Source organism: Streptomyces johnsoniae, from assembly GCF_031845565.1.
GTDB classification, from domain to species: Bacteria; Actinomycetota; Actinomycetes; order Streptomycetales; family Streptomycetaceae; genus Streptomyces; species Streptomyces johnsoniae.
Window position 1 is genome coordinate 201,265 of sequence record NZ_JAVREV010000007.1, and the last position, 12,114, is coordinate 213,378.

Below are 12,114 nucleotides of genomic sequence, written 5' to 3' on the forward strand. Positions count from 1 at the left end.
GGCTGCTCGCGGGGCGGCTCACCCCGGGACCCGCGCACCTCGGCGACGGGGGCGCCGGGCCCCGCCCGCGGATCAGCCGGCATGTGCCTCCCGCAGCGCCTGGATGTCGAGCTTGCCCATGCCGAGCATGGCCTTCATGACCCGTCCGGACGCGGCCGGGTCCTGGTCGCTCAACAGGTCGGTCAGCACCCGAGGAACGATCTGCCACGAGAGGCCGAACCTGTCCTTCAGCCAGCCGCAGGGACCCTCCTGGCCGCCTGCCGAGAGCCGGGCCCACAACTCGTCCACCTCCTGCTGCGACGCGCAGTCCACGTACAGGGAGATCGCCTCGGTGAACGGGAACTCCGGCCCGCCGTTCAGCGCGATGAACTCCTGCCCGGCCAGCTCGAAGTTGATCGTCATCACGGTGCCCTCGGGCCCCGGGCCCACCGCCCCGTACCGCTGGACCCGCGTGACCCGGGAGTCGCCGAAGACGGAGGTGTACAACTCCACCGCATCCTCCGCCTGGCTGTCGAACCAGAGGTGGGTCGTGATCTTCTGCATGATCGCCCTCTCCTGCCGCATGCGGTCTGCTCGACCTGCCGTGTCTGCCAGCGGGCAGACACGGCCTCACCGCGGAACTCATCGGCGCACCGGCCCGCCGCCGGACCTGGCGGCGGCCTCCACGACCTCGGCCACCGCCCGGGGGTGGGTGAGCATGACGCCGTGCGACGCGTCGACCTCCGTGGCGATCCCGCCGGCCCGCTCCGCCATGAACCGCTGCGACTCGGGACTGAGCCCCTTTGTCCTCCGTCGGGATCAGGAACCAGGAGGGAACCGTGCGCCACGCCTCCCGCACCGACTCGGCCCGGTACGCGTCGGAGTCGATGGGCCGTTGCGAAACGGCCATGGCCGCCGACTTCCATCCGGGAACGCCGGGACCGGTGACGGTATCGGCGAACACCTCCCGTCTGACGTAGATCTCGCTGCCGGTGCTGCCGTCCGGCTCGGTGTAGGGCACTTCCACGAAGTCCTCCGGCAGCGCTCCGCCGGACGACGACGACGGCGTGCTTGGTCGCTCGCCCGCTCGCCCGCTCGCCCCGCGCCGGGGCGGACGCGGCCACGTACACCAGGGCCCGCAGATCCGGGCGGGCCGTCACATTGGTGCTGACGGCACCGCCGTAGGAGTGTGCGACCAGCACCGTGGGGCCGCCCACATGATCGAGCACGCTGTCGACGTAGGCCGCGTCGGACAGCAGGCCGCGCAGCGGATTGGTCGTCGCGAGGACCTGATAGCCGCGCTGCTGGAGCAGGGTGGTGACGTCCTGCCAGATCGACGCGTCCGAGAAGGCACCGTGGAGCAGCACCACGGTCGGCCGTGCCGCCCGCCCGGGCGCCCGCTCCGCGGCGGGCCGGGCCGTGACGCCCCGTGCGCCGGGCGGCCCGTGCGCCCCCGCGTCCCCCGCGGCGCGGGCGGCCGGTCCCGCACCGGCTCCGCCCAGGACCGCACAGGCCAGGGCGATGACGAAGGCCACCAGAACGGGCCGTGAACTCTCCTGCATGTCACACCTCCGGTAACGGCGTGACACCCCCCGATGGTCACGCTGAGTAATCAGTCTACTCAGAGTGCTGGTGGAATTACCAGGGGTGGCGCCCGGTGGGTGCGGACGAGTTCGGACGAGTCCGGATGAGTCCGGCCCCCCGGCCCCCCGGCCCCGCCGGCTAGTCCTAGTCCTAGTCCTAGTCCTAGCCCTCGGGGACTTCCGGGCACTCCTTCCAGGCGAGTTGATAGGTGGTGTTGACGTCGCCATCCGTGGAGTCCATGGCGATGAAGCTGGTGGTCTCCTCCGGGTTCGACGTCCCCGCGCCGACGCGCAGTTCGGTGTTGATGTTGAAGTTCCGCAGCTCGCCGCAGGGCGCCCAGACGAGCGCCTCGATGTCGGTCACGTCGTTCGTCGCCCAGTTGTCGTCGTAGGCGCCGGCGAAGGTATGCGTGAACTGGTCCGTCTCCGGTGAGCCCTGGAAGTAGTACTGCGCCCTCTGCGTGGCCGAGGCGCCCTCTTCCAGATAGGCGTACCCGCGGTAGTCGACGCTGGCGACGGCGTACGTGAAGCCCTGCGGCACCCGGATGGCCAGGTTGAGCTGGCAGTTCTTCCTGAAGTCGGTCGGACCGGCACCGATACCCACCTGGGCCAGGTATTCGCTGTAGGTCACCGTGAACGCCGTGTTGTCCTCCGAGACGGCCACCGCGGCCGTTCCCGCCGGGCAGCCGGACCCGTTGACCGTGACGACCTCGATGACCATTCTGTCGGTCGGCGCGTCGAGGAAGTAGGGTGGAGTCGCGATGTGAGAGGAGGGCGTCGTGGTCAGTAATGCCACGACGGCGCTGCCAATGACCAGTGCACCGGGCATGGTTCTCCAATCGATCGTCTGCGGACTCTCGCGAGGGCACGGCAATGCCCCCGCGCGGTCCGTGCTGAATTGAGCTGATGCTCCCGCGCCTCGGCAGATCGGCGGCCGAGACGCGGGAGCACCGGTTTCCCGGGCCCGTGACGCGCGGCCCGTTCGCGGTGGACGGCCCGGATCAGCTGCTCGGGCATTCCTTCCATCTGAGGTGGTACGTCGTGCTCACCGCGCCGTCCGTCGAGTCCATGGCGATGAAGCTCGCGCTCTGCCGCGGATCGGAGTTGCCCGCGCTGACGCGCAGTTCCGAATTGATGTTGAAGTTCCGCTGTTCGCCGCAGGGCGCATAGATGAGCTCGGCGACTTCGGTCCTGTCCGAGGTCTGCCAGTTGTCGTCGTAGGGGCCGCTGAATCCGGTGCTCTGCGAGGCCGTTTCGGACGAGCCCTGGAAGTAGTACTGCGCCTTCTGGAGCGCGGAGGCCCCGTCGGACAGATACGCGTACCCGCGGTAGTCCACGCCCGCGACGGCATAGGTGAAGCCCTGCGGGATCTGCACGTTGAGGTTGAGCTGGCAGTTCTTCCTGAAGTCGGTCGGCTGCGCCCCGGCCCCGACCTGCGCGATGTAGTCGCTGTAGGTCACGGTGAACGCGGTGTTGTCCGCGGAAGCGGCGACCGCGGCGGAACCGGCCGGGCAGCCGGACCCGTTGATGGTCTGGATACTGATTTCGATTCTTTCCTGCGGCGCGTCGGAAACCGCCGGCGCACCCTGGGCGGAAAGCGTCGAGGCGAATAACGCCACGGCGGCCCCGCCGGCGGCGAGAACACCAGACATGGTTCTCCAATCGGTCATTCAAGGGCGGCACGGGACACACTCCTGCACCGCACACGACTGAGGGAAAGCGGGAGACGAAACGCCCCCTGGGGCACCCTGGCTCTTTGTGGGGCAGGGCGGCGCGAGGTCGCTCGACAAGGGATCACGGTCGCTGAACAGCCGACCGCAGGGGGAGCAACCGGGGGAATTCGGCTCTTTCCTGCCGGGAGCGAAAGGCGACCGCGCTGTCCCGCGCAGACTGTCCCTCGGGGTCCCGCGCCCCCACGAGTGGGAGCGCTCCCAGCGTAGGGCTTTCTTTCCGGCCGCGATAGATGTGGGACCGCATTCCACAAGCCAGGCTGATACTGGCCCACGGGCAGGTGGCATTCCGGGTGGAAATGTAGAGGAACGGACCGGCAGCACTCCGGAACGGGCACGTGCGGGCCGTTCGCGCCCCGCGGCCCGCGCCCTGGGGCGGCGACGGCAAGGGGTACTTCACGTCGACACGGGCGCTCTCCTTTCGAACCGACGCGGTCAGGCGCAGGGCCCGGGCGGCGCGAAGCCGTTGCGCACCGCGAAGACGGCGAGATGGACCCGGGTCGCGCTGCCCGTCTTCCGCATCAGGCTGGCGATATGGGTCTTCACGGTGGTGAGGCCGACGTGGATGCGCGCGGCGATCTCGGCGTTGGACAGCCCGTCGCCCACGTGGGCCAGCACCTCGCGCTCCCGGGTGGTCAGGTCCTCGCCCGCCGGTGCCGCGGCGGTCCTGGGCGTCCACGAGCCGGTGGCCCGCGTGACCAGCCGCTGGAGCACGGCATTGCTGAACGGGCTGCCGCCGCCCGCGGCCTGCCGCACGGCGTCGAGCAGTTCGTCGGGGGCCGCGTCCTTGGCGAGGAACCCACAGGCGCCCGCGGCCAGCGCCGGGTACAGGTGGTCGTCGTCGTCGAACGTCGTCAGCACGACGATCCGGGTCGCCGGCCGGGCCTGGAGGATGCGGCGGGTCGCCGTCGTTCCGTCCATGCCCGGCATGCGCAGGTCCATGAGCACCACGTCCGGCCGCACCGCATCGCATCGCCGCACGGCCTCGGCGCCGGTGGCGGCCTCGCCGACGATACGGATGTCGGTGGTGGACTCGCAGAGCATCCGCAACCCCGCCCTGATCAGCCGCTGGTCGTCGACGAGCAGGGTCGCGATCACGGCATCCCCTCCACCGTCCCACCCGCCGTCCCGGCCGCGGTGACCGCCGTGGCGCCCCGTTCCCCCGGCGGCACGGGACACGGCTCCCGCTCGGCGAGACCCGCGGGGAACGCGGCGCGCAGACGCCAGCCGCGGCCGTGCGGGGCGGCGGTCAGGGTGCCGCCCACGAGCCCGACGCGTTCGCGCAGACCGGTCAGACCGTAGCCGGGCCCGGCCCCCGGCAGCGGTTTGGCGGACTCTCCCGCGGGGGCGCCGCCCTCGTCCCGCACCTCGATGGCCAACTCGCCGTGCGCGAGGGAGACCGAGACGTGCGCCCGCGCGCCCGCCCCGGCGTGCTTGGCCGTGTTGGTCAACCCTTCCTGCACGACGCGCAGCACGACGAGCCCGCGGACCGCGTCGAGCCGTGCCACGTCCGGGTCGACGTGGCACTCCGCGTCGAGGCCGGCCTGCGTGCTGCGGTGCACCACCGTGGCGACCGCGGCCGGGAGTTCGTCGGGCCCGGCCAGCAGCAAGCCGGGGGCGTCCTGCACGGCGGCTGGGTCGCGCAACACGCCGACCATGCGCCGCAGGTCGGTCAGGGCCGTGCCGGCGGAGGCGTGCACGTCGTCCAGGACGGCGCCCACCTTGGGGTCGAGGCCGGGCAGCACGGCGCGCGCTACCCCGACGCGCAACGCGATCGAGGCCACGTGGTGGGCCACGAGGTCGTGCAGTTCGCGGGCCAGCTCGGTGCGTTCGGCGAGGCGGGCGCCGCGCGCCTCCAGGGCGCGGCGCGCCTCGGCCTCCTCGGCCCTGGCCCTGGCCTGGGCCAGGGCCCGGGCGGCGGCGCGCAGGTAGGCGCCCAGGAGCACCGGGGCCGCGGTGACGCACAGGATGCGGTAGCCGACGGCCAGGATGCCGTCGGCCTTTTCGTGCTCGCCGATGACGGCGAGGTAGGCGCAGGCGACGGCGGCGGTGCCGATGGCGGCGACGCGGAGGGGGCGGCGGACCGCGAGTTCCAGCAGGGCGAGGCTGGCGAGCACCTTCACGGCGACGGGGGTGGCGTCGGCCAGCGGCTGGGCGGCGACGACGAGCGCGGCCTCGGCGCAGGTGACGGCGAGCGGCCAGACGCCGCCCGGCAGGAACACCACGCCAGCGGCCAGCGTGACCAGCCAGTCACCGGTGGTCGGGTCCGATCGCTGTACGAACAGCAGGTAACCGACTGCGATCAGCAACGGAATGAGGCGCACCGGACCGAACCGATTGCCGAGTGCTCGTGCCAACCGCGTGTTCATCGGTCCTCCCCCGCGCGCTCCTTTCGCCCGCTCCGCGTCCCGACAGTAACCGCTTCCCGGCCATCGCCCGTACTCCCCCAGGAGGAGACGGGCCTCCGCCGCGAGGCCGCCCGGTCCGGCCGCTTCGCCGATGCCGGCCCGCGGAGCGGCACGGAGGGTGTGAGCGAGATCCGCAGAGCCACCGTGGGAGACCCCATGAGCGAACGTTCCGAACGCGCCCTGTTCCTGTCCGAGTTTGTCCGCGACCCGGTCCGAACGGCTTCGGTCATGCCCAGTTCCTCCGCGCTGGCCGCACGGATGGTGGCCGCGCTGCCCGAGCACGGGAACCCGGTCGTCGTGGAACTCGGCCCGGGCACCGGCGCGTTCACGGCGGCCATCCGGGAGCGGCTCGGCGGGCGGGGCAGGCAGCTGGCGGTGGAGGTGAACGAGCGCATGTCCGTCCGCCTCCGCGGGCGCTTCCCCGGTGTCGAGGTGGTGACGGCCGGGGCGGACGACCTGCCCGGCCTGCTGGCGGAACGCGGCATCCCCGCGGCCGACCTGATCGTCAGCGGGCTGCCGTGGACGGTGTACTTCGGCGGCGCGCGTCCGCTGGCGGACACGCTCGCCTCGGTGCTCGCGCCCACGGGTGCGCTCACGCAGTTCACCTATGCGTGGAGCAGTTGGACGCCCCAGGCCCGGCGGCAACGCGCCCACCTGCGGGCCGCGTTCGAGGAGGTCGTGCTGAGCAGGACGGTCTGGCGGAACGCGCCGCCCGCCTTCGTCTATGTGGCCAGGCGCCCGCGCACGCCCCGCACGCTTCCGGTCCCGGCGTACACGACCTGGGCGCGTCCGTCCTGCACGCACCGGCGTGCGCTGTCCACACCGCAGGCGGCCCCGTGCTCCCCGCGCACCCTCTGGAACGCGCGCCGGCGCTAAGACCTGCGGCGATCAGGTCCCGGCAGCAGGGTCGGGAGCGTAGCCCGGGTCGGGAGCGTAGCCCGGGTCGGGGTCGGGGTCGGGCAGGACGTGGGCCATGACCGTGACGCGCGCGGCGCCGGCCGGTGCGGCGGCCCGCAGCGCCGGGACGTCGCGGCGGAAGCGGCCGACGAGATCCCACAACTCGGCACGCAGCCGCCCCGCCTCCTCGGGGGTGAGGAGCAGCGGCACGTCACCGAGGTCGACCACCTGCCGCCACTCGGCGGGCAGCGCCTCCAACTCCCCCACCGTCTGCTGGACGCGGACCGCGTGCGCGGCGGCCATCGCCCGCAGGCGCGCGGGGGCGGCGCCCGGCTCGTGCCCGGCGGGCCGCGCGTCGTGGAGGTGGGTGGCGCGATGCGTCGAACGCCACCAGCGCTCCCGCGCGTTCCCCCGGTCGTCCGCCTCCTCGACGAGGCCGGCGGCGGCGAGCCGGCGCAAGTGGTAGCTGGTGGCGCCGGAGGTGAGCCCCGTGTCCCGGGCGAGCCCGGTCGCGGTGGCGGGGCCGTGGCGCCGCAGCAGGCCGAGCAGCCGCACGCGCACGGGGTGCGCGAGGGACCGCAGGCCGTCGGCAACGGCCCTGTCCTGCCGCCCACCTGGCGCCGGCTCGGACTGCTGCGGAACGGAGGGCCCGGGAACGGCGGATGGCGGCCCGGGGTCGGCGGCGGAAGGCGGCGTCATGGGAACACCGTAGGGCCGTAGGGAAAGCTTTCACAAAATCTCTTTGCAAAGGCTGTTTGCGGTGGTCTGCTACTGTGACGTCCGCACACGACAGGAAGAAATGCCGGGGGCTGGCGTGTTGCCCCTCCGCGTTGTCAGCGGCCGGGCCGAGGAGGACCTTTCATGGTGACGCGACGCACCCCCCTGCCGGGCGTCGGCACCCAGTACGACATGACGACCAGGGACGGGCGGCACCTCTCGGTCGTCGCCCACGAGGACGGACGGCGCTTCCTCGCCTTCTACAACCCGGACGATCCCGACGCCTGCCAGGGCACCGTTCCCCTGGACGCGGAGGAGGCCGCCCGGCTGGCCTCGATCATCGCGCCGGACCGCGCGGAAAGCGGCCTGCCCGGCAGCGAGTTCGGCCTCGATCTGGTCACCGAGCGCATCTCCATCGAGCCGGACTCCCCCTACCGGGGCCGCCCGATGGGCGACACGAAGGCCCGTACCCGCACCGGGGCCTCCATCGTCGCCGTGCTGCGGCGGACCGGGGCGTACCCCTCCCCCGGCCCCGACCACCGGCTTGAGGCAGGTGACACCTTGCTCGTCGTCGGCACCCGAGAGGGCGTCGACGACCTGGCCGACATCATCGCGGGCTCGTGAGGCGGCGTCCGGCGACACGACCCGCACCACGCGGCCGCCTGCGCGGCGCGGCTAACGGAAAGGTGCGGTGACCGTGCACGACACCACGACCATGCTGATCGAACTCGGGGCCGTCGTCCTCGGTCTCGGTCTCGTGGGGCGGCTGGCCGGCCGGCTGGGTCTTTCGCCCATTCCGCTCTACCTCCTGGTGGGACTGGCCTTCGGCCACGGCGGACTGCTGCCGCTGTCCACCACGGAGGGCTTCATCGAGGTGGGCGCCGAGATCGGCGTCATCCTCCTGCTGCTGATGCTCGGCCTCGAATACAGTGCGACGGAGCTGGTCGACAGCCTGCGCACCCAGTACCCGTCGGGCATCGTCGACCTCGTGCTGAACGCGGTGCCGGGCGCGGTGGCCGGCCTGCTGCTCGGCTGGGGGCCGGTGGGCGCGCTGGCGCTCGCCGGCGTCACGTACATCTCCTCCTCCGGCGTCATCGCGAAGGTACTCACCGACCTCAACCGGCTGGGCAACCGCGAGACGCCCGTCATCCTCGGCATCCTCGTCATCGAGGACCTGACGATGGCCGTCTACCTGCCGGTGCTCTCGACCGTGCTGGCCGGGGTCGGCCTGGCGAGCGGCAGCGTCACGCTGGCCATCGCGCTCGGCACCGCGGGCATCGCCCTCTTCCTGGCCGTGCGGCACGGCAGGGTCATCAGCAAGGCCGTCTCCTCGGACAACCCGGAGATGCTACTGCTCGTCGTGCTCGGCCTGACGCTGCTGGTCGCGGGGGTCGCGCAGCGCCTCCAGGTGTCGGCCGCGGTCGGCGCGTTCCTGGTGGGCATCGCCCTGTCGGGCGAGGTGGCGCACACCACCCGGCGGCTGTTCACGCCGCTGCGCGACCTGTTCGCCGCGGTCTTCTTCGTCTTCTTCGGTCTGTCCACCGACCCCGGCGCTATCCCGCCCGTGCTGGCGACCGCGCTGGTCCTGGCCGTCGTCACCGCGGGCACGAAGATCGCCACCGGCTGGTACGCGGCGAAACGTGCGGGGATCGGCCCGAAGGGCCGGCTGCGGGCGGGCGGCGCGCTGGTGGCGCGCGGCGAGTTCTCCATCGTCATAGCCGGACTCGCATCGGCGACCGAGCCACGGATCGCGCCGGTGGCGACGGCGTACGTGCTGATCCTCGTCATCCTCGGACCGTTCGCGACCCGCTGGACCGAGCCGGCGGCCCGCTGGCTGCGCGAACGCCGCGCGTCGTCCGGAAGCCGCGCGTCCGACGTGGTCACCGAGGTTCGCGCCGCCGAGTCCGGCGCCTGACCGCGACGACCGGGCGCCGGGTCGCGACTGCGACTGCGACTGCGACTGCGACCGCGACCGCGACCGCGACCGCGACCGCGACTGAACGTGACAGAACCGATCGCGCATGACCCGTAAACGGTCACAATGCCGGATCGCGGTCCGCTGGTCCGAATGGATGAGGCATCATCTGATCTCATGGGATTGGTCGCCGGTCTTGACAGCTCGTCCGCATACACCCGCATCGTCGTCTGCGACTCCGACACCGGAGACGTCGTCCGGCACGGGCACGCCGATCACCCGGAGAGCGAGGCCGCTCCCGGCGCCTGGCTGCTGTCGCTCGGCGAGGCCGCGGACGGCGGCATCCTGGAGGACGTGGCGGCCATCGGCGTCGCCGCCCAGCCGCACGGGGTCGTCGCGCTCAACGCCGAGGGCACCCCGGTCCGGCCCGCGCTGACCGGCGGCGACGAACGTGCGCAGGCCGCGGCCCTCGGCCTCGTCGACGCGCTGGGCGGGCGCACGGCCTGGGCCGAAGCCGTCGGCTCCGTTCCGCAGCCGGGCCAGCCCGTGGTCCAACTGCGCCGTCTGGCCCGGGAGGAGCCGGAGGCCGCGCAGCGGGCCACCGCGGTACTCCAGGCACAGGACTGGCTGGTCTGGCAGCTCCTCGGCCGCCCGCAGCGCTGGACGACCGACCGCGGCGGCGCGTCGAGCACCGGCTACTGGTCCGCGATCTCCGGGGCGTGGCGTCACGAGCTGGCCGAGCTGGCCATCGGCCACCCGGTGGCCCTGCCCGACGTGCTCGGCCCCGCCGAGGCCGCCGGCCGCACCCCCGAAGGGCTGCTCATCTCGGCCGGTACCGGCGAGACCATGGCCGCCGCGTTCGGCCTCGGAGTCGGCCACGGCGACGCGGTGATCTCGCTCGGCGCGTCCGGGTCGGTGTGCGCGGTGCACCACGAGGCACTGACCGACCCGACCGGCACCATCACCTGCTATGCCGACGCGACCGGCCACCACCTGCCGGTCGTCCGCACCCTGAACGCGACGCGGGTGCTCCGCGGCACCGCCGAGCTGCTCGGCACCGATCTGGCCGGTCTGTCGGAGCTGGCGCTGCGATCCACCCCGGGCGCGCACGGGCTGGTCTTCCTGCCCTACCTCGCGGGCGAACGCACCCCGGAACTGCCGCACACCGCGGGCACCCTGTCCGGGATCAGACGGGAGAGCATGCAGCCGGAGCACCTGGCGCGCGCCGCGTTCGAGGGCATGCTGTGCGGGCTCGCCGACGCCGCCGAGGTGCTGCGGGGGCGGGGCGTGCGCATCGACCGCGTCTTCCTGCTCGGCGCCGCCGCGGCCCTGCCCGCGGTCGTGGCGCTGGCCCCGGCGTTGTTCGGCGCGCAGGTGGTCATACCGGCGCCCGCCGACTACACCGCGCTGGGCGCGGCCCGGCAGGCCGCCTGGGCGCTGGGCTTCGCGGACGGCACCCTCACCGCGCAGGACCCGCCCGACTGGCCGTCTGCGTCCGGCGAAACGCTGGACCCGGGCGAGGACCTGGCGGTCGGCACGGCGGTACGGCAGCAGTTCGCCGCGGTGCGGGACCAGACGCACCCGGGCGCGTTCGGCTGAGACATCCGCCGCGGGGCACGGTTCAGCGGTGCGCGCGGGGGTGCACGCGGGGGTGCATGCCGGGTGCGCGCGGGGCGGCGCGCGCGCCGTTCAGTCGAGGTAGCCGCGCAGCTGCTCCGCGTACGCGTGGTCGCGGAGCTTGCCGAGCGTCTTGTGCTCGATCTGCCGGATGCGTTCGCGGGTGACGCCGAAGAGGCGGCCGATCTCCTCCAGCGTGCGGGGCCTGCCGTCGAGCAGGCCGTACCGCAGCTCGACCACGCGCCGTTCGCGGTCGCCGAGCGTCGAGAGGACCGCCTCAAGCTGCTCCCGCAGCAGCAGGAACGCGGCCGACTCGGCCGGGGAGAGAACGTCGGCGTCCTCGATGAGGTCGCCGAGGTTCACGTCGTCCTCGTCGCCGATCGGGGCCTGGAGGGAGACCGGGTCCTGCGCAAGCCGCAGGATCTCGCTGACCCGGGCGGGCGTGAGGCCGAGCAGGACCGCGACCTCCTCGGACGTCGGCTCGTAGCCATGCTCCTGGAGCACCCGGCGCTGGACGCGGATGACGCGGTTGATCAGCTCGACGACGTGGACCGGCACCCTGATGGTGCGGGCCTGGTCGGCGATGGCACGGGACATGGCCTGTCTGATCCACCAGGTGGCGTAGGTGGAGAACTTGAAGCCGCGCGTGTAGTCGAACTTCTCGACCGCGCGGATCAGCCCGAGGTTTCCCTCCTGCACCAGGTCGAGCATCGTCAGCCCGCGGCCGATGTAGCGCTTGGCGACGGATACCACGAGCCGCAGGTTCGCCTCGATGAGGTGACGTTTCGCCAGCCGGCCGCGCACCACCAGGCGGTCGAGGTCGAGCGCCAGCCGCTCGTCCAGGCCCGTCGCCGTCAGCAGCCGCTCCTCCGCGAAGAGCCCGGCCTCGATCCGCCGGGCCAGCTCCACCTCGTCGGACGCGCTCAGCAGGGGTATGCGGCCGATCTCGCGCAGGTACTGGCGGAAGAGGTCGCCGGTTGCACCGTTGCCCTCGTGCCGTAGGGTCACACCCGGCTGGGCTGCCGGGGCCGTACTGTCGGCGGGGAGGGTCGGAGTCTGCACGGAACGGCCTCCAGGTCTCGCGAGTTCGCGGCAAGCGGGGGGAAGGGGCGGGAGGACGGGGAGCGGCACCGCCCCCAGTGTGAGGTACGGCGTACTCCGGCCACGAGATGCGTGCGGTGACTTTTTGCGGGCGCGGCTACACAGAGGCTGTGCCCAACCAGCAGGGAGTTACACGGGCAGGCCGCGGCCCGCCGCCCGCCGGGACG

Annotated in this window: 12 protein-coding genes and 1 pseudogene; 4 read left to right on the forward strand and 9 right to left on the reverse strand. The window is 72.8% G+C overall.

Annotated elements, in window-relative coordinates:
* Positions 1-72: 72 nt before the first annotated feature.
* From RM779_RS14965 to RM779_RS14990, 7 genes and pseudogenes are all read right to left on the reverse strand, one after another.
* The gene (locus tag RM779_RS14965; RefSeq protein ID WP_311618184.1) at positions 73-543 is read right to left on the reverse strand and encodes a VOC family protein; all 471 of its coding nucleotides are present in this window, start codon (positions 541-543) and stop codon (positions 73-75) included.
* A 78-nt stretch (positions 544-621) separates the two neighbouring features.
* Complete coding sequence (locus tag RM779_RS14970; RefSeq protein ID WP_311618185.1) at positions 622-753, reverse strand: hypothetical protein; 132 nt, start codon at positions 751-753, stop codon at positions 622-624.
* Positions 754-1,037: 284 nt separating this feature from the next.
* Positions 1,038-1,790 (reverse strand): annotated as a pseudogene (locus tag RM779_RS33700) (alpha/beta fold hydrolase); the annotation flags it as partial.
* Positions 1,726-2,391, reverse strand: a complete 666-nt coding sequence (locus RM779_RS14975; protein WP_311618186.1) for a DUF4360 domain-containing protein — start codon at positions 2,389-2,391, stop codon at positions 1,726-1,728. The gene RM779_RS14975 and the pseudogene RM779_RS33700, both read right to left, overlap by 65 nt.
* A gap of 172 nt (positions 2,392-2,563) precedes the next feature.
* Positions 2,564-3,214 carry a DUF4360 domain-containing protein gene (locus RM779_RS14980; protein ID WP_311618187.1) on the reverse strand — a complete coding sequence of 217 codons (651 nt, stop codon included), beginning with the start codon at positions 3,212-3,214 and terminating at the stop codon, positions 2,564-2,566.
* Between the two features lie 513 nt (positions 3,215-3,727).
* The gene (locus RM779_RS14985) at positions 3,728-4,390 is read right to left on the reverse strand and encodes a response regulator transcription factor (RefSeq protein ID WP_311618188.1); all 663 of its coding nucleotides are present in this window, start codon (positions 4,388-4,390) and stop codon (positions 3,728-3,730) included.
* The gene (locus RM779_RS14990; protein ID WP_311618189.1) at positions 4,387-5,661 is read right to left on the reverse strand and encodes a sensor histidine kinase; all 1,275 of its coding nucleotides are present in this window, start codon (positions 5,659-5,661) and stop codon (positions 4,387-4,389) included. Before RM779_RS14990 ends, RM779_RS14985 begins: the two co-directional genes overlap by 4 nt.
* 195 nt (positions 5,662-5,856) lie before the next feature.
* Between RM779_RS14990 and RM779_RS14995 the strand changes: the two genes are divergently transcribed.
* A complete protein-coding gene (locus tag RM779_RS14995) occupies positions 5,857-6,576 on the forward strand; it encodes a class I SAM-dependent methyltransferase (RefSeq protein WP_311618190.1) in 720 nt (239 codons plus the stop codon).
* A 12-nt stretch (positions 6,577-6,588) separates the two neighbouring features.
* Here RM779_RS14995 and RM779_RS15000 read toward each other — a convergent pair whose 3' ends face one another.
* Positions 6,589-7,296 (reverse strand): winged helix-turn-helix domain-containing protein, encoded by a 708-nt coding sequence (locus RM779_RS15000; RefSeq protein ID WP_311618191.1) that lies wholly within the window; start codon positions 7,294-7,296, stop codon positions 6,589-6,591.
* A gap of 162 nt (positions 7,297-7,458) precedes the next feature.
* Here RM779_RS15000 and RM779_RS15005 point away from each other — a divergent pair, with 162 nt between their 5' ends.
* The 3 genes from RM779_RS15005 (at position 7,459) to RM779_RS15015 (ending at position 10,828) form a co-directional block, all read left to right on the forward strand.
* Positions 7,459-7,938 (forward strand): cation:proton antiporter regulatory subunit, encoded by a 480-nt coding sequence (locus RM779_RS15005; protein WP_311618192.1) that lies wholly within the window; start codon positions 7,459-7,461, stop codon positions 7,936-7,938.
* Between the two features lie 73 nt (positions 7,939-8,011).
* Positions 8,012-9,229: a cation:proton antiporter gene (locus RM779_RS15010; RefSeq protein ID WP_311618193.1), complete on the forward strand. Its 1,218-nt coding sequence runs from the start codon at positions 8,012-8,014 to the stop codon at positions 9,227-9,229.
* A 177-nt stretch (positions 9,230-9,406) separates the two neighbouring features.
* Complete coding sequence (locus tag RM779_RS15015; RefSeq protein ID WP_311618194.1) at positions 9,407-10,828, forward strand: FGGY family carbohydrate kinase; 1,422 nt, start codon at positions 9,407-9,409, stop codon at positions 10,826-10,828.
* 90 nt (positions 10,829-10,918) lie between these two features.
* Here RM779_RS15015 and RM779_RS15020 read toward each other — a convergent pair whose 3' ends face one another.
* A complete protein-coding gene (locus tag RM779_RS15020; protein ID WP_394813302.1) occupies positions 10,919-11,986 on the reverse strand; it encodes an RNA polymerase sigma factor in 1,068 nt (355 codons plus the stop codon).
* Positions 11,987-12,114 lie beyond the last annotated feature (128 nt).